This is a genomic window from Achromobacter deleyi (genome assembly GCF_016127315.1).
In the GTDB taxonomy this organism is placed as follows: domain Bacteria; phylum Pseudomonadota; class Gammaproteobacteria; order Burkholderiales; family Burkholderiaceae_B; genus Achromobacter; species Achromobacter insuavis_A.
In genome coordinates, this window is record NZ_CP065997.1 from 1,312,386 (window position 1) to 1,328,503 (window position 16,118).

General features: G+C 68.8%; 15 protein-coding genes. 2 read left to right on the plus strand and 13 right to left on the minus strand.

Annotated features, from left to right (window positions below):
• Positions 1-36 precede the first annotated feature (36 nt).
• The 5 genes from I6I07_RS05875 to I6I07_RS05895 form a co-directional block, all read right to left on the minus strand.
• Positions 37-684: a DUF799 domain-containing protein gene (locus I6I07_RS05875; RefSeq protein ID WP_006392408.1), complete on the minus strand. Its 648-nt coding sequence runs from the start codon at positions 682-684 to the stop codon at positions 37-39.
• Position 685: 1 nt separating this feature from the next.
• The gene (locus tag I6I07_RS05880) at positions 686-1,171 is read right to left on the minus strand and encodes a DUF4810 domain-containing protein (RefSeq protein WP_198485972.1); all 486 of its coding nucleotides are present in this window, start codon (positions 1,169-1,171) and stop codon (positions 686-688) included.
• 11 nt (positions 1,172-1,182) lie between these two features.
• Complete coding sequence (locus I6I07_RS05885; protein WP_198485973.1) at positions 1,183-1,860, minus strand: CsgG/HfaB family protein; 678 nt, start codon at positions 1,858-1,860, stop codon at positions 1,183-1,185.
• A 348-nt stretch (positions 1,861-2,208) separates the two neighbouring features.
• Positions 2,209-3,117 carry a DUF4261 domain-containing protein gene (locus tag I6I07_RS05890; protein ID WP_198485974.1) on the minus strand — a complete coding sequence of 303 codons (909 nt, stop codon included), beginning with the start codon at positions 3,115-3,117 and terminating at the stop codon, positions 2,209-2,211.
• A gap of 147 nt (positions 3,118-3,264) precedes the next feature.
• Entirely contained in the window at positions 3,265-4,062 is a 798-nt protein-coding gene (locus I6I07_RS05895) for a fused MFS/spermidine synthase (RefSeq protein WP_198485975.1), read from the minus strand.
• A gap of 177 nt (positions 4,063-4,239) precedes the next feature.
• Between I6I07_RS05895 and I6I07_RS05900 the strand changes: the two genes are divergently transcribed.
• Both I6I07_RS05900 and I6I07_RS05905 read left to right on the plus strand, forming a co-directional pair.
• Positions 4,240-5,322, plus strand: coding sequence for a hypothetical protein (locus I6I07_RS05900; protein ID WP_198485976.1), 1,083 nt, complete (start codon positions 4,240-4,242; stop codon positions 5,320-5,322).
• A 148-nt stretch (positions 5,323-5,470) separates the two neighbouring features.
• Entirely contained in the window at positions 5,471-5,959 is a 489-nt protein-coding gene (locus tag I6I07_RS05905; RefSeq protein ID WP_232625912.1) for a hypothetical protein, read from the plus strand.
• Positions 5,960-6,003: 44 nt separating this feature from the next.
• On the opposite strand, the gene I6I07_RS05910 is transcribed toward I6I07_RS05905, so the two are convergent.
• The 8 genes from I6I07_RS05910 to I6I07_RS05945 form a co-directional block, all read right to left on the minus strand.
• A complete protein-coding gene (locus I6I07_RS05910; protein ID WP_198485977.1) occupies positions 6,004-7,311 on the minus strand; it encodes an NtaA/DmoA family FMN-dependent monooxygenase in 1,308 nt (435 codons plus the stop codon).
• Positions 7,312-7,334: 23 nt separating this feature from the next.
• Positions 7,335-8,156, minus strand: a complete 822-nt coding sequence (locus I6I07_RS05915; protein ID WP_198485978.1) for an ABC transporter ATP-binding protein — start codon at positions 8,154-8,156, stop codon at positions 7,335-7,337.
• 23 nt (positions 8,157-8,179) lie between these two features.
• The gene (locus tag I6I07_RS05920; RefSeq protein WP_198485979.1) at positions 8,180-9,223 is read right to left on the minus strand and encodes a FecCD family ABC transporter permease; all 1,044 of its coding nucleotides are present in this window, start codon (positions 9,221-9,223) and stop codon (positions 8,180-8,182) included.
• Position 9,224: 1 nt separating this feature from the next.
• Complete coding sequence (locus I6I07_RS05925) at positions 9,225-10,247, minus strand: FecCD family ABC transporter permease (RefSeq protein ID WP_198485980.1); 1,023 nt, start codon at positions 10,245-10,247, stop codon at positions 9,225-9,227.
• Entirely contained in the window at positions 10,244-11,188 is a 945-nt protein-coding gene (gene fepB / locus I6I07_RS05930) for a Fe2+-enterobactin ABC transporter substrate-binding protein (RefSeq protein WP_232625920.1), read from the minus strand. Before fepB ends, I6I07_RS05925 begins: the two co-directional genes overlap by 4 nt.
• Entirely contained in the window at positions 11,182-13,323 is a 2,142-nt protein-coding gene (locus I6I07_RS05935) for a TonB-dependent siderophore receptor (protein ID WP_198485981.1), read from the minus strand. The genes fepB and I6I07_RS05935 overlap by 7 nt, the downstream gene beginning before the upstream one ends.
• Before the next feature lie 205 nt (positions 13,324-13,528).
• Positions 13,529-14,410 carry an AraC family transcriptional regulator gene (locus tag I6I07_RS05940; RefSeq protein ID WP_061072712.1) on the minus strand — a complete coding sequence of 294 codons (882 nt, stop codon included), beginning with the start codon at positions 14,408-14,410 and terminating at the stop codon, positions 13,529-13,531.
• A gap of 199 nt (positions 14,411-14,609) precedes the next feature.
• Positions 14,610-16,091 (minus strand): methylenetetrahydrofolate reductase C-terminal domain-containing protein, encoded by a 1,482-nt coding sequence (locus I6I07_RS05945; protein WP_232625921.1) that lies wholly within the window; start codon positions 16,089-16,091, stop codon positions 14,610-14,612.
• Positions 16,092-16,118 lie beyond the last annotated feature (27 nt).

Genomic DNA, 16,118 nt, shown 5'->3' on the forward strand with positions numbered 1-16,118 from the left:
GCGAGGGCTGTGCGTCCCGACGGGAACGTCGGGGACTTACTGCGCGGCGTAGCGCGGCGAACGTGGACCGTACAGGATGCCGCCCGGCGTACCGGCGCTGAGCAGCATGTTGTTGGTCATGCCCGCCACGCCGAAGCTGCGGTCGGACAGCGTGTTGACCACCTGGTCCACCACCGCCTGCACCAGCATGCCGATCAGGCCGCCGCCGCCATTGCTGGCCTGCACCACCTGCTTGCTGCCATCCCACAGCTTGGCGCCGGTGCGCAGATCGACCAGCGCGGCCTCGATGGAAACCGTGATCGAACTGGACAGGACGGCGTAGCTCGAGCCGTACTGCTTGACGGTCATGTACAGCGCGGCATCGGCGCCGAAGATCTCGCGCAGGCGGGTCGCGGGCAGCTCATGGATTTCGTCCGCGCTGGTCAGGCCGTTCTGCTTGAACGTCTCGTCCATCACCGCCACCGGGATCACGTAGTAGCCCGATTCCGCCAGCGGCAAGGTCGCCTGCGACAGCACCGCGGCGGTCGCGGTCACGTCCACCGAGGTATTCAGCGGCGGCAGCACCAGGATCGACGCCGGCTTGCTTTCGCGGAAGGCGGCGTAGTCCACATTGCGTTGCGGCGCGGCGCAGCCGGCCAGGAGGGCCACCAGCGCCAGCACGGCGATACGGAGGGTCGTGGTCATGTCAGGCTCCCTTCTTGGAGGATTGCGCAGGCGTGGCCTGGCCGGCCGGCGCCGCGGGTTTCGCCGCCTCGGGCTGGGCGGCCTGCGGCGCGCTTTCCGCCGTCTTGCTGGCGTTGCGCAGCAGGAAGTCCATGAACGGCTTGGACTCCGGGAAGGCCGCCTTCTCGCCCTCCAGCTGTTCCACGCCCTTGGCGCCTTCGCCCATCTTCAGGTACAGCATGCCCAGATGCGCGCGAAAGCCTGGCGGCAGTTCCGCGTTGGTCGCCCGCGCGGTCTCGATGTTCTTTTCCATCGCCAGCGTCTGCGCCGCGTGATCGGCGCCGTCGTCCTTGAGGTAGGCGTAGACCGAGGGCTGGTACGACTGCCAGCTGTACATGCTCTTGGGTTGCGCGCACGCGCTCAGCGCGCCCGCCAGGGCGGCCACCGCCAGGATGCGGCCGGCGCGCCCAAGCGCGGTCGGGCGACCCTTCGCCAGATGGTTCAACATGGGGCGTCCTCTCACTGTTGGGCGGGCTGCCAGGCGCCCTGTTCGATACCCTCGACCAAGCGGTCGACGGCTTCGCGGATCGCCAGGTCCAGCACCTTGCCGTTCAGCGTCGAGTCGTAGCCGGCGGTGCCGCCGAAGCCGATGACTTCACGGTTGGACAGGCTGTATTCGCCGGCGCCGGACGCGGAATACACCACTTCGGACGTCGTCACGTCGACCACGTTGAGGTCGACCTTGGCGTAGGCCACCTGTTCCTTGCCGCGGCCGAGAATGCCGAACAGCTGCTGGTCGCCCGTCACCTTGCGGCCGAAGGCGGTCACGTCGCCCGTCACCACGTAGCGCGCGCCCTTGATCTGGCTGGCCTTCTTGTTGAACGCGGCTTCCTGGGCGATCTCGGAGAGATTCTCGCGGTCCATCACCTGGAACCGGCCGCTGCGCTGCAGGTGGCTGACGAGAATGGTCTTGGCCTGGCCGCCCAGACGGTCCACGCCGTCGGAGAACACGCCACGCAGATAGTTGGTGCGGTTGTCGAACTTGCCCACCGAAATCGGGCTGCGCACGCCTTGATAGGGCTTGCTGGCCGCCGCCACCGCCGGCACCGCCACCGATTGGGAGCGCTCCGTGGCGCAACCCGCGACCACCAGCGACAACATCGTTACCGCGCCAAGCTGTACTGCCTTCTTCAACATGCCACTCTCCTGCTGGCCCGCGCCAAACCCCGCCGGGCGTCGTTTGAAAGAAAGAAATCCGGCAGCGAGTATATACAATTGAATACATACGTCATATTTGGAAGTGACGGACCGAAATGCGCCATTTCGGATTAATGACGGCAACTCCAGCCATTTCCCGTCTAAATTTGCACTTCTAAATGTCATATTTTTGACACGTCGTATCGAGGCGGAATTTTCCCCGGACATAACGCACCGACAGGCGGAAACGGTATTTCCAAATGAAACGCGACGAGGGGAATTAAGGCGATGCGACGGCGCCCCGCACGGGGCGCCAGTGGGCCGGACGAACGCCGGCCCGGCGGGATGTCAGTGTTGGGGGTCGGCTTCGGGCGCGTTGATCTGCGAGGCGTCGATGATCTCCGCCACCAGCACCGGGCCCGGCCCCTGCAGGTAGTACTCGGCTTCCTGCGGCTCGCGCAGCTTCATGTAGCTGTGTTCACCGATCTGCATGGTATGCCCGGCGGCCAGTTCAGCGCCGCTGTCGAGCATGTAGGCCATGATGTTGTTGAACATGTTCGAATATTCCTCGCCCTGGTGGTGGCCGTCGGCCAGCACGGCGAAATCTGGCAGGTCGAAACGGTCGCCGCCATAGGTGCGCATCCACACGCCCTGCACGCCGTCGACCTCGTATTTCACGAAGCCGCAGTACAGCATGGTCAGCGGCAGCGTGCGCAGCACCTCCAGGCTTTCGTCGCCCAGCGAATCGTCGGTGAACACGCCCGCCGGCAGCGAGGTATGCGCATGCTCGTTCAGCACCGCGACCGCGTTGAAACGGCCCAGCGCGCCGGCCACCGCGGCCATCGCCACGTACTGCTCCAGCGGATCCTCGTCGAAGCCGGCGTAGTACAGCAGCACGTGGCTGACGTGGGCGCGCACCTGCTCCTTGACCGGCGCCGGGTAGTGCGCCGGCGCCACGCAGACTTCCAGGGCATCGTGCGGCAACGGCGCGTCGAATCCCACCAGGCGCACCACGTGCTTGCCCCAGCCGACCATGCCCAGCAGCTGCGGCATGTCCGGCTCGATCTCGGCGCGCGCCTGGCGCATGTCGGGGTGGTAGGCGCGCAGGGCGGCCGCCAGGGCATCGGCCTGCACCGCCAGTGGCGCCGCGAACACCACCTGCAGGCTCAACGGATGCTCAATGTCGGGATTGGCCGTCAGGGCCGCGCTCTCGCCAGGCGAATCGGAGCGGCCGAAAAAGCGGGAGAAGATACTCATGGTCGGGAGCCTACCTGTCCGGGGAAAGCGGGGATGCTATCAAGCCCTTGCGACGCGTTGGCCGGCCAGATGCAACAAAAGCCCGCCGCCCGCAACCAGATGTTGAATGGCCGCTGTTGAATGGCCGCGCGATCAGCCGCCCAGGCCCTACTTCAATTCCCGCGTCGCCCCGATCACGCGCAGGGTCGGCATCAGCTGGCGCCAGGCGTCCTTGGCGATCGCGGCAGGCCGCTTCAGGTCGGCCGCCGCCGGATCATCCAGCAGATCGCCCTTGCACGCGAACACGATGCTGTTGGTCATGTCGTCATCCACCACCTCGAACATCGCGCTGCCGAACGCGGCCCGCACCCGGTCCAGGTACTCGTGGTGCAGCGGATGATTCACATGGAAGTTGATCACCAGGATGCCGTCGTCGCGCAGCGCCCGGTGGCAGTCCGCATAGAAGTCCGCCGAACACAGCGCGTCGGGAATCCCGGCGTCGTCGAAGCCATCGAGCAGCAGTACGTCGGCGGCTTCTTGCAGGCCGCGCACATGATCGGCGCCGTCGGCCCGCACCACCCGGAAGCGGTCGCTGTCGGGCGGCACCATGAACGCCTCGCGCAGCGCGATCACGGCCGGATCGATCTCGACCACCTCGATGCGCGACCGCGCCAGATAGCGGTGGCAGAACTTGGCCAGCGAACCGCCGCCCAATCCCACCATCAGGATATCGGCGGGCTCCGGCGCGAACAGCACGAAGCCCATCATCATCCGCGTGTATTCGAGGTCGAGCGCGTCGGGGTTGAGCGTCGACATGCGGCTCTGGATGACTTTTTCGGAAAAATGCAGGGTGCGGGTGGTGCCGGCGGCCTGCACGTAGGGTTGGGCGGCCGGTGCGCGGGCGCGGGCGGCGTCCGGCGCCACCGGCGCGCTGGACAGGGACAAGGAGGAATCACGGGCGGACATGGGGCAGAAGATACCACCGCCGCATGGCCGCGACGCGTTCTCGGACCAACTCCCGCTGGTCCCCCGTTAAAGAATGCGCGCCGGACTGCCGTACATGTCGTGTCACCTCGCCATCGCGGGCGCGGGCCGACCCGGCCCGTCCCCGATGCCACGTGCCCCGCCTTACCGGAACCTCCCATGCAGCCCTTGGCCACCGACAGCCTCCTTCCCCCAGCCGCCCCCACGGGCAACGATCCGCGCGCCGCCAAGCGCGACGCCGACGCCACGGCGCAGGACCAGGACACCGCGACCAGCGACCGCCCGGTCTCGGTCCGCGTGGTGCTGAGCGACGACGCCCTGGAACGCGCCGCCAAGGCGCGCAAGGCCATCTCCCAGCTCGCCGTCGACGCCGCCCAGTCGCGCCAGGACTTCGCCCGTTCCCGCGTCTCGCAGATCAAGCAGCGCATCGAGATGCTCAAGAAAATGCTGATGTTCCTGGGCAAGGCCGCCGCGAAATCAATCCTGCTGGAACTGCGCCAGCTGGCCGGCGAACTCGGCCAGGCCGCCTCGGCGCTCAAGGCCGGTGCCGGCGCCCCACCCAGCGCGGGCGCTGCCGGCGCCATGACGGCGCCCGTGGTCCAAGGCGCCAGCGGCGCTGCCACGACCGGCGCCGCGGCCGACGCGGCGGCGCCATCGCCCGCGGCCACTGGCGCCGATGCTGCCGATGCCGACGACGCATCGGCCCAGGCTGCCGCGCCCAGCGCCGCCGCCACCTCGCGAGCCCTGGCAGCCTACGCCGCCGCCAGCGATGCTCCCGCCGCGTCCGACGCGGTCGCAACCGACGCGGTGGACGCCGAGGCTCCCACGCAAGGCACGGCAACCGCGCCGCGCGACGCCGCGCCCAAGGACGCCTCCGTCCCCGGCGACACCGGCAAGACCGACGCCGCCGGCAACCAGGACGACAAGACAACCTCCGCCGCCGAATCCCGCCAGGAACGGCAGGTCGAGCAAAAGCAGCGCCAGAACGATGCCCAAGCCGTGCGCGATGCCATCCGCGCCATGAAGGAACTGCTCGCCATGCTCAAGAGCAAGCTGCGGCAGCAGGACAAGGCCGCCCAGAAGCAGGTCCGCGAAGTCCAGGACGCCCTGGACGAGGCAACCAAGACGGCCCAGGCGATCGAAGGCGGCGGCACGGGTGGCGGCCTGGATAGCGGCATGGGCGGTGCCATGGGCATCGGCGGCGCGGATGCCGGTGGCGGCGCCGGGGCGGCATCCGCCTGACCCCGCGCCGGAAGCTCCCGCCCATCACACCGCCCGCGGCGCGTGGCGGGCGACGCTCGGGGCTCGGGGCTCGGGGCTCGGGGCTCGGCAATCGGCATATGATGGCACTCTCTCCTTGTTGCCACGGCCGCCAATCCCGCCTCTTGCAATGCGCCTCATCCGCCCGCTCCTGCTCACTCTCCTGGCCTTCCCGCTGACAGCGATCGCGCAGGCTGACACCGACGCCGCGCAGGCGCGTGCGACCTTGAAACAGCGGGCCATCGAGCCCGAATGGATCGACGACTGTTTCGTCGCCGACAATCCGTTTCGTTACTGCATCTATCTCGACAAGGAAGCCGGCGGGTTCCGCGTCGTGGACGCGCAGTTGCGCGAACCGTACCAGGTCTATCTGTTCGACAACGGCCCGGATTATCCCCAGGACGGACGCTATCGCATCCGCCTGGACGGCAAGATCGGCTTCGCGGATGAAGAGACCGGCGCCATCGTCGTGGCCCCGGTCTATGACTGCGCCTTTCCGTTCAAGGACGGCAAGGCCAGCGTCGGTTACGGCTGCAAGAATGAAAGCGATGGCGAGCACCGCTGGTGGTCAGGCGGCCGCTGGCAAATGATCGACGTGCGAGGCAAGGTCGTCGAATAACGCGTTCGCCCTGCTCCGGAAGGCGCCGGCCCACTCGCCATGCTTCATGCCTCCAGCCCCAGGTTGCCCGCGAACGTCGTGCTTGCATAAGATCGCCGCGCCAACCCCATGGCCGTCAACCGCGGCATGGCCTGGTCCAGGAACAAGTCCAGCGATTGCACCGCTCCGCCTGGCAGCGCGATGAAGCCATCCGCCGCGCCGGCCTCGGCGCGGCGCTGGATCTCACCCACCAGGTCGTCGACAGTGCCCACCACCGTCCAATGCGCTGACGCATTGACCTCGGGCCGTGACAACAGGTCGCGCAGACAGGGCTGCTCACGCTCGACCAGGCGGCGCAGCATCTGGGCGTGCGTGGGGCTGCGCATCCCCGCTTGCGGTTGCCCCAGCATGCCCGCGGTGATCGGCGCCTCGGGATCGAGACATTCCGCATCCAGGCCAAGCGCCTGTCCCACATACTGAAGTTTGCGCGACGGGTCCTGGCCCGCGTGGGTCGCCTCGTGCAACTCCCTGGCTTGCGCCCGGGTCGGGGCGAGATAGAGGCTCAGGCCCGGCAGCATCCGTACCGCCCCGGGTGCCCGGCCATGACCGGCGGCCCGCCGCCGCAAGTCATGGCGCATGGCGACGCCGCCGCCGATATCGGGCGTTGCCGCGAAAACCGCATCGGCCACCCGGGCGGCGAAATCCCGTCCCCATTCGGAGGCGCCCGCCTGGAACAGGGGAATGCGGCCATTCGCGCGGGCAGGCACGTTCAGGGGCCCCTGCACACTGAAATACTCGCCGCAATGCGCAATCGGACCGATCCGCGCGAGATCCGCGTACCGCCCCGACTCCCGGTTCAACAGCACCGCCTCCTGCGGATAGCTGCGCCACAGCGCGCGCACCACCTCGGTGAACTCAAGCGCCTTGCGGTAGCGTTGCGCCGAAGGCGGCAACGGCGCATCACCAAAGTTCTGGCTGCCATCGAGCGCCGTGACGATGTTCCAGCCGGCGCGGCCCTCGCTGATCCAGTCCAGCGATTGCAGCTGGCGCGCCACCACGTAGGGCGGATTGAACGAAGTGGCGGCGGTCGTCACCAGGCCGATGTGCCGCGTGTCACGCGCCAGCGCGGCCAGCAGCAGCGCCGGATCGAGACTGCTGAAACCGGGACCGCGCGCCAGCGCGGGCAGGTCCAGGAACAGCGCATCGGGGCGGAACACGAAGTCCAGACAGGAGGCTTCCGCCCGCTGCGCCACATGGCGGTAGAAATCGGCATTGCACAACTGTTCGACCTGGCTGTCAGGGCGCCGCCACGCCGACGCGGACAGCCACGTGGCCGCCAGGGACAAGCCGATGCACAACGGAGGGGACTGCATGGGAAGCTCCTTGAAAGATGCGCTCAATCAGCCGCGGCGCTGGAAACGGGCACCACCAGTGGAGCGCCGGATACGGGATCGGGCATCACCACGCAGCGGATGCCGAACAGGCGCCGCACCCGCTCCGGCGTAATGACCTCGACCGGCGGCCCGCAGGCTTCGACCTTGCCGTCGCGCAGCGCGATGATGTGATCGGCATAGCGCGCCGCCTGGTTGAGATCGTGCAGGACCAGCACCAGGGTCTTGCCCTGCCGCCGGTTGAGGCGACGGCACAGGTCAAGCACCTCCAGTTGGTGGGCGATATCGAGATACGTGGTGGGTTCGTCCAGCAGCATCAGCGGCGCGTTCTGCGCCAGCGCGAACGCCAGCCAGGCCCGTTGGCGCTGCCCGCCCGACAAGGTGCCCATCGGCCGGTCGGCCAGCGTGAGCAGGCCGGTCTGTTCCAGGGCCTCGCGCACCGCCTCGCCGTCGGCGGCGCGCCAGGGTCGCCAGAACGTCTGGTGCGGATAGCGGCCGCGCGCGACCAGCTCACCCACCCGGATGCCATCGGGCGCTTGCGGCGCCTGCGGCAGCAGGCTCAGGCGAACCGCCAGCTCGCGCGCGCCATAGCGCTGCAGCGCCTTGCCATCGAGCAGAACGCTGCCGGCCAGCGGCCTCAGCAGGCGAGCCAATCCGCGCAGCAGCGTCGACTTGCCACAGCCGTTCGGCCCGAGGATGACGGTGATGCGGCCCGCGGGAATATCCAGGTCCAGCCCCTGGCAGACGGGCGTCAACGCGTGCGCCAGCGTGAGTCCGCGCACACGCAGCGCGACATCGCGGGACAGGGGTGGGGAGCAGTCGGGCATGAGGGATCGTCGTGGAAAAGGCGTCATCGCGTGCCGCGGCGAAGCAGCAGCCAGACCAGGTAGATGCCGCCGAGCAAGCCGGTCAGCTTGCCGATGGGCAGGTTCAATTGCCATGGGTGCAATTGGCCGAGCAGATCGGCGCCGATCACCAGGCAGGCACCCATGGCGGCCGACCCGATGATCGACGGCCCCGCGCCGCCAAGCAGGCGCCGGGCCAACTGCGGGGCCGCCAGGGCGATGAAGGCCACCGGCCCCGCCGCCGCAGTCGCGAGCGAGGCCAGCGTCACCGCGCAGAAGAACATCGTCAGGCGCACTCGTGCCACTGCCACGCCCAACTGGCTGGCCAGGTCATCGCCCATTTCCAGCAAGGCCAGGCGTCGCGCCGATCCGCATACGGGCGGCAGGCACAGGACGAGGGCGCCACCCGCCAGCCAGGCGTGCGTCCAGGTGCGCGCATTGAGCGAGCCGGACAACCACAGGTTCGCCAACAGCGCGTGATCCAGATCGCCCTTGACCAGCAACAGGCCGTTGACCGCATGCAGGATCGCGCCCACCCCCACGCCGACCAGGACCAGCCGGCGCGCGCCCACGCCCTCTGGGCGGTGGGCCAGCAGCCAGACGGTGACCGCGGTCAGCAGGCCGCCAAGCGCCGCGCCCGTCGCCGCCCCGACCACGGACGGGCCATACAGGATGATGCACAGCAATGCGCCCGAGGCGGCGCCCGTGGTGAAGCCGATGAGATCGGGCGATCCCAGCGGGTTGCGCGACAGCGACTGGAACACCGCGCCCGATACGCCGAGCGCGGCGCCAACGAACACCCCGGTCAGCACGCGCGGCAGGCGAAAGCCCAGGATCAGTTGCTCTCCCGGCGCGGCGGGCGCGCCACCGCAGACGATGTCGAACAGGCGCCCCAGCGATAGTCCGCCGCTGCCCGTGCCCAATGCCGCAAGCGCCAGGAGGCCGGCCAGCGCCACCAGCGCCAGGCCGCCGAACGCGGCGCGCGGCCGCGCCGCGAAACGGGCCGGCCCCGGGCGCCGACCGGATGCCGAAGGCAGGCCGCCACGCATGTCAGCCCAGCCCCGCGCGGCGGGCCAGCGCCACGAACAGCGGTCCGCCCAGCAATGCCGCCATGATGCCGGCGCTGATCTCGTCCGGCCTCGCGACCAGGCGGCCCAGGGTATCGGCGGCCAGCAGCAGACAGGCCCCGACCAGCGCGGCGCACGGCACCACCCGTCGATGCGCGGGGCCGCAGGCATGGCGCGCCACATGGGGCGCCGCCAGTCCGATGAAGGCCAGCGGACCAGCCGCGGCGGTCGCCGCGCCAGCCAACAGCACGATGGCCATGGCGGTGCCGATCCAGACCAGGCGCGGCCGCGCCCCCAGGGCCTGGCCAAGGTCCTGTCCCAGCGCAAGCGCGTCCAGCGCTCGCGCCAACGCCACTGCGCCAGCCGCCCCCAGCGCCATGGCCGGCAGCACGGCGGCCAGCACATGCCCGGAACGGCCTTGCAGTGAACCGACCACCCAGTGGCGGAATTGATCGAAGACGCGGTCTTCGCTGTTGATCGTGATGATCTGCGTGACGGCCAGCAGGATCGCCGACAGCGCCGCGCCCGCCAGCACCAGCCGCAGCGGATCATGCCCACGATGCAATCCGCCGACCGCATAGACCAGGGCGCCGGCAGCCGCGGCGCCGCAGAAGCCCGCCATCAACTGCCCGGCCGGTCCCGGGGCGAGTCCGAACGCCATCGCCGCGGCGATGGCCGCCGCCGCCCCTGCGTTGACTCCCAGCAGGCCGGGATCGGCCAACGGATTGCGCGTCAGGGTCTGCATGAGCGCTCCCGCGATGCCGAGCGCCCCGCCCGCCGCCAGCGCCAGCAACGTACGCGGCAGTCGCAGGTGGCGCAACAGCAGATGCTCGTTGTCCAGCGGGTCGAAGGCGGTCAGCGCCTGCCCCACCGTGGCCAGCGACAGCGGCCGCGCCCCGGCCATCAGGCTCGCCACCGCCAGCAGCGCAAGCGCGATGGCGCAGGTCAGCAACAGGCCTGCCGCGAAACGGCCGCGCATGCGCGACGGACACAAGGCGCGCGTCATGTCCCGAAGCGTTCGAGCAAGATGTCGATGATCTGGCCGGCGCTGAACGCATCGATGCGGAAGGCGTCCCGGCCCAGGGCGTAGACCTGGCCCGCCCGCACCGACGGCAGATTGGCCAGCACGGGATCGCGCAGCAACGCGTTGGCGCCGGACGCGTCGGCGCGCAGCACGAACGTGGTGCGCGCGGTCAGGCGCGTCAGCGCCTCATAGGGCGCCCAGACGAAATCCCCGGGCGCGCCCAGCGCCACATGCCAGGCGGGATCGGGCGCCTCGATCCGGAAGCCCAACGATGCCAGCAACCGGGCCTGCGGGCTCGCGGGCGTGGCGATGGGGTTGTTGGTCCCCGGACCGTTGTAGCTGACGATGTTCACCATGCCCTCCGGCACCCGCAACCGGGCCCGGGCTGCCGCGACCCGCGCGTCGAAGCGGGCGATGGCCGACGCCGCGGCGGTTTCAATGCCGAGCGCCCGGCCCAGCTGCATGGCGAGCTCCTGCCAGGTCTGGTGGCTGTAGTCCACCACGATGACCGGCGCGATGGTGCGCAGGGCATCGAGCTGCTCGCGCGCCGAATCCGCGCCGGTCGCCGACACGATGATCAGATCGGGCCGCGCCGCATAGGCAGCTTCCAGGTCGACCTGCCCGGCCGGCCAGAGCGGCTTGAGGCCATGTTCGCGCGCCACGCCGGCCCATTGCTCGAAAAAGCGGCCATTGGCGCCGCCGGCACTGGCGATGACCGGCGCATCGATGGCCAGCAGGGTGCCCGTCACGGTCACCGACGTGGACAGCACGCGCCGCGCGGCGCCCGCCAACGTGGTCCGCGTGCCGTCGGCGTTGTCGAAGCGGCGCGGCCAGTCCGGCGACGTCTGCGCTTGCGCCGACGCGCTCGCGCCCAGCGCGAACGCCATCAACAGCGCGGCCACCCAGCGCCCGACATTCACCACGACAGTCTCGCGGTCGCCATGACCGTGCGTCCCGTGCCGTAGTAGCACGAGGTGGCGGCTGAGCACGTCGCCACGTAGCGCTTGTCCGCCAGGTTGCTGCCATTGAGCGCCAGTTGCAGGTTCATGCCGCCGATCTTGCCCACGTCGTAACGCAGGGCGGCGTCGAACAGGGTGTACGCGGGGATCCGCAGGTAGTTGGCCAGGTCGCCATACGTCGCGCCGACGTAGCGCACGCCCGCCCCCATGCCCAGGCCGGCCAACGGGCCGCCGTGGAAGGTGTAGTCCACCCACATCGAGCCCATCCAGTCGGGTACCCGGATCATGCGGTTGCCGGTGTGGCCATCGTTGCTGCGCACCACCTTCGAATCCATGCGCGTCACGGCGCCGATGACACTCAGCCCACGCAGCGGCGTGATGCGGCCCTCCAGTTCGATGCCGCGCACGCGCACCTTGCCGGTCTGCACCTGATAGGCCTCGTCGGCCTCATTGAGGGGATCGGCCGTCAGCACGTTCTGCTGCGACAGCTCGTAGGCCGACAACGTGATCATGCCGTCGATGGTGCGCGGCTCGTACTTCAGGCCCGCCTCCCACTGCGTGCCGGTGGTCGGCTTGAACGCGTTGCCCGCGCGCGTCGTGCCGCCGGTGGGCTGGAACGACTCCGAATAGCTGAAATAGGGCGCCAGGCCATTGTCGAACAGGTAGGTGACGCCGGCGCGGCCGGTGAAGGCCTCGTCCCGCGTCACCTGGCGCACCCCGGTCAGGCGGTTGAGGGAATCCATCCGTGTCCAATCCTGCCGCCCGCCGAGCGTGAAGCGCCAGCGGTCCAGCGCGATCTGGTCCTGCAGATACACGCCATACTGCGAGTCGGTCTCGCGCGTGGACATCTGCCTGGCCAGCGTCGGCTCGAAATCGTAGTGGGTGTAGACCGGGTCGTACACGTTGATCGCGATGGCCGCGGGCGAGACCGTCGCGGCCTGGCGCAGGAAGGTCCATTGCGTCTTCTGCCAATCGAAGCCGGCGATCATGGTGTGGGTCAGTGGCCCGGTGCCGAACTTGCCCTCGATGCGCGTGTCGACGGTCTGCGCATCCGAATCGCCTTCGCCCTGCACCGCGCGGCGGTTGAGGATGCGGCCGCCGATGAGCGTGTTCAGGTTGGTGAGCGCCGCGCCGCGCACGCCGTTGCCCACGGTGGCGCGGTAAAGCGAATCCACATGCGTGTAGCGCGCGTTCTGGCTGACTTTCCAGGCGTCGTTGAACTGGTGCTCCAGTTGCCAGCCGGCGGTCCAGATATCGCGGTCATAGGTGTTCCAGTCGGGCTCGCCCAGGAACGTGGTGTTCTTGATATAGCCCTCGGCGGCCGGCACCACCGTGCCCTGGTAGGGCAGGAACTGGAACGTGCTGCCCCCGCGGTCCTTCTGGTACAGGCCATGCAGCGTCAGCCGCGTGGCATGGTCGTTGAAATACATCGTGGCGCTGGGCGCGATGAACCACTGCTCGTGGTCGGTGTGCTTGATCTGGGTCGCGCCGTCGCCATACAGCCCCACCAGCCGCCACAGCACGTTTTCGTCGGAATTGGCGCCGCCCAGGTCGAAGGCGGTCTGCCTGCGCCCGTGGCCATCGACCTGCAACTGCACCACCTGCTCCTGCTCCAGCGTCGGCAGCTTGCTGACCTGGTTCACCATGCCGCCTGGCGCCAGTTGGCCATAGAGCACGCTGGAAGGCCCTTTCAGCACCTCGATGCGCTCCAGGTTCCAGGTATTGAAGGACGTCCGATTCCAGCTCAGGCTGCTGTCCGAGGGCGCGCGCAAGCCATCCAGCATCACGTTCGCGCCGAAGCTGCCGGCATCGAAGCCGCGGATGTAAAGATCATCCACCCGATTGTCGATGCCCTGACTCTCGGGCAGGACCCCCGCCGTGTAGCGCGTGGCTTCATTGAGGTTGCGCACGCCGCGCAGTTCCATCTCGCGCCGCTCGATCACCGACACCGATTGCGGCACCTCGCGCAACGGCGTGTCGGTCTTGGTCGAACCGCCGATCGTGTCCGCGGGCCGGTAGGCGTTGACCGTCACCGCTTCGAGGTTGACCGGTTCGTCGGCGGCCAGAACGACACCGGACTGCGCGAGCAGGGCAAACAATAGCGAATGCGCCGCGCGGCGGCCGGCCGGACGAGCGGCGCGACGGGATGGAGGGCGCTTTGGTGCGTAGGCTGCCACGGGACTTCTCCTGCGAGTAAATAAGATTTGTTCTCACTGGAGTAGACCATGGGGGCTGGCGCGCGTCGTTCGTGAAAGCGGCGGAATCGTTCGCGCAAACGGCGATCTGCGGCCGCCGCCGGCGCGGCTACAGACGGGCCTGCACCTGGCGCGGCGTCAGGCCGAAATGGCGGCGGAAAGCCGTGGAGAAACTGCCTGGGTTGGCATATCCGGCCAGCGCGGCCGCCTGTGTCACGCTCACCCCCTCCGATTCGAGCGCCTGGCGCGCCAGGCGCAGGCGCTCCTGCTGCAGGAAATCGAACACCGTGATGCCCAGCGCCTGACGGAAATGGCGCTGCAACGTGGTCGGCGTGGTGTTCATGTGGCGCGCGATCTGCTCGATGCTCAAGGGCTCCGCCGCATGGCGCCGCAGCCAGTGCGTCAGGTCGACCATGCGCCGGCGCAGCACGGCCGGCGCCGGCTCGGCCACCTGGCCGGCCTGCGCGCCCTCGTGCGACAACGCCTCGATGACCAGTTCGATGGCGCGGCTTTCGAGATAAAGGCCGGCCACGTGCCCGGGCAGCGGCGGCGGGCTCAGCAGTTGCTCGGCCAACAGGCGGGCGCGCGTCGACGCGCGCCAGCTGCGCGTGGCCAGATGCGGGGCGAACGTCCGGGTCTCGCCCAACGATTCAGCCAACCACTGCCGGTTCACCCCAATACTGACACGGCGCGACGATTCACCGCCGGCCACCACCCGCCGGCATTCCTCGGGTTCGCACAACGTCACCACGCCCGCGTCCGCGCCCTGCCCACGCGCCAGCCGCAGGGCGCTGCGCCCGTAGCTGACGTCGATGCGGCCATCAAGCACCAGCACGATCCGTAAATGGTCATCGACCATCGCCAGGCCGGTCGAGGCCTCGCTATCGGTTTCGCAGGCGAGCTGCAGGCTGAGGCCGGGCCGCAAGTGGTGGATCTTGCGCAAAGGCGCCGCGCCGGTGGCATCGGGCGCGCGGGACAGGACGCTTGCCATGGGAAAAGGGCGGCCCTCGAAGCGTCTGCGGCCGCATCACGTTGATAAAAACGATTCTCATTATATTTTTCGCAATCCTTCCTGGCAAGATGGCCGGGATGATCGGAAAAACCGCTGGCGGAAGCGGAACTGGCTGACGGGCCGCAGGCACCGGCGGAAATGCCGCCCGGCTGCCCGGGCGTGCGGGAGCCTGACGGCATCAACCAGACTTTGGCAATGATTGGCAATCATTGCCCGGCGTCGGATCCTCCGGCTTGAACCATGCGGGCCACGAGCTGCGATGCCTGTCGCCCACTTCGATACCGGGAATCAACGTCTGCGCCAGCGCAGGCAACTGATCCGCGGACTTGGCGATCCGATATTTGACGCTGTGCACGCATTCCCGGTCGCCGAATTCGCAACGATTGAGCCGGGTGCCGCCACAGGGCCCGTTCGCCAGGCCCTTGGGACAGGTCTCGGGGCAGACGTAGAGCGTGTCCTGCAAGCGGCAGGTCCCGCAGGTGTCACAGCCGACCAGCGGCCGCTTGAGCGTCCGTTCGACCGCGTGCAGCGCCTGCGCCGCCACGCCGGTTTTCCAGAACGGCCGCGTCACACTCCAGCCAAAGGCGCTGCCGAGCCATCCCGTGCGATTGAAGAGCTGTTCATGCACCGTGGAAAGCAGCGCATAGCGCAGGCGCTCCCCAGGCGTGGCGGCGACATCGGATTGCCCCAGCGCCCACGTGTCGGTATCAGGGGCGAAGCACACCTCGGGCATCCCGGGCATCCGCCAACTCGCCTGCCATCGCTCGACCCAATCGGACAGCGAGGTCACCGCGTCCCGCTGCCGGGTGATCGCCTGCTCCAGCGACAGCAGTTCGTCCAGCGTATGCACCCCGGACAGATGCACCCCGGCATACCCCATCCATTGCAGGCCCACGATCTGCAGCGCCAGCCGCTCGAGGCTGCAGGCGCTGGCATGGGCGGGAGATAGCTGTTGCTCCCTGCGCAGCAATTCGCGCATGGCGTCGGTGATGACGATGCCGGGCACGTCCCGCAATACGGCCGCGCGCCTTGCGGTCAGCTGCATCACACAGGCCAGCATGGGCTTGCCGCGGCCCTGCGCGCGCATCCAGGCCTGGGCCTCGAGATGCTTGGCGGCGTCGAAGCCCAGTTGCAGGGTCAGGAAATCCGCGCCGGCCAGCAGTTTCTTCTGCGCCTTCAGGTACTGCGCGGCGCCTTCTTCCTCGCGGTATTTGAACGGGTTCAGCGCCGCGCCCAGCAGCCAGTCCGGGCCGTGCTCGCGGGCAATCTGCAGCGCAGGCACCGACTCCAGATAGCGCACGGGCGCCTGGCCCGGCTGGTGGCCCGGCAGGCGATCGCCACTGAGCATCAACAGTTGCTTCAGCCCGCGCGCCTGCATCGCCGCCATCTGGCGCAGCAAGTCCGCGCGCTCGCGGTCCTTGCCTGAAAAATGCAGCAGGGAGGCCGAGGGATCGTCCAACGCTGCCGCGCCCTCCAGGGGGCTCAAGTCCGAATGCAGGCCGACGCGATCGGCGAAGGCCGGCAGCAACGGCCAGCCGGCCAGGTGCCCGCGCTGCACGATCGGCTCGAGCGCGGCAAGGCGCACAGGGGACTGTTGAGGAATGACCTCCAGCACGCAGGCGAAGCGTCTTTCGTCCAGCGCCTGTTTCAATAAACTCAAGACAGCTCGATACCGTGGGAAGCAGGG

Coding starts and splice junctions, on each gene's coding strand:
- I6I07_RS05875 (WP_006392408.1), bottom strand. CDS start 684: ATGACCACGACCCTCCGTATCGCCGTGCTGGCGCTGGTGGCCCTCCTG.
- I6I07_RS05880 (WP_198485972.1), bottom strand. CDS start 1,171: ATGTTGAACCATCTGGCGAAGGGTCGCCCGACCGCGCTTGGGCGCGCC.
- I6I07_RS05885 (WP_198485973.1), bottom strand. CDS start 1,860: ATGTTGAAGAAGGCAGTACAGCTTGGCGCGGTAACGATGTTGTCGCTG.
- I6I07_RS05890 (WP_198485974.1), bottom strand. CDS start 3,117: ATGAGTATCTTCTCCCGCTTTTTCGGCCGCTCCGATTCGCCTGGCGAG.
- I6I07_RS05895 (WP_198485975.1), bottom strand. CDS start 4,062: ATGTCCGCCCGTGATTCCTCCTTGTCCCTGTCCAGCGCGCCGGTGGCG.
- I6I07_RS05900 (WP_198485976.1), top strand. CDS start 4,240: ATGCAGCCCTTGGCCACCGACAGCCTCCTTCCCCCAGCCGCCCCCACG.
- I6I07_RS05905 (WP_232625912.1), top strand. CDS start 5,471: ATGCGCCTCATCCGCCCGCTCCTGCTCACTCTCCTGGCCTTCCCGCTG.
- I6I07_RS05910 (WP_198485977.1), bottom strand. CDS start 7,311: ATGCAGTCCCCTCCGTTGTGCATCGGCTTGTCCCTGGCGGCCACGTGG.
- I6I07_RS05915 (WP_198485978.1), bottom strand. CDS start 8,156: ATGCCCGACTGCTCCCCACCCCTGTCCCGCGATGTCGCGCTGCGTGTG.
- I6I07_RS05920 (WP_198485979.1), bottom strand. CDS start 9,223: ATGCGTGGCGGCCTGCCTTCGGCATCCGGTCGGCGCCCGGGGCCGGCC.
- I6I07_RS05925 (WP_198485980.1), bottom strand. CDS start 10,247: ATGACGCGCGCCTTGTGTCCGTCGCGCATGCGCGGCCGTTTCGCGGCA.
- I6I07_RS05940 (WP_061072712.1), bottom strand. CDS start 14,410: ATGGCAAGCGTCCTGTCCCGCGCGCCCGATGCCACCGGCGCGGCGCCT.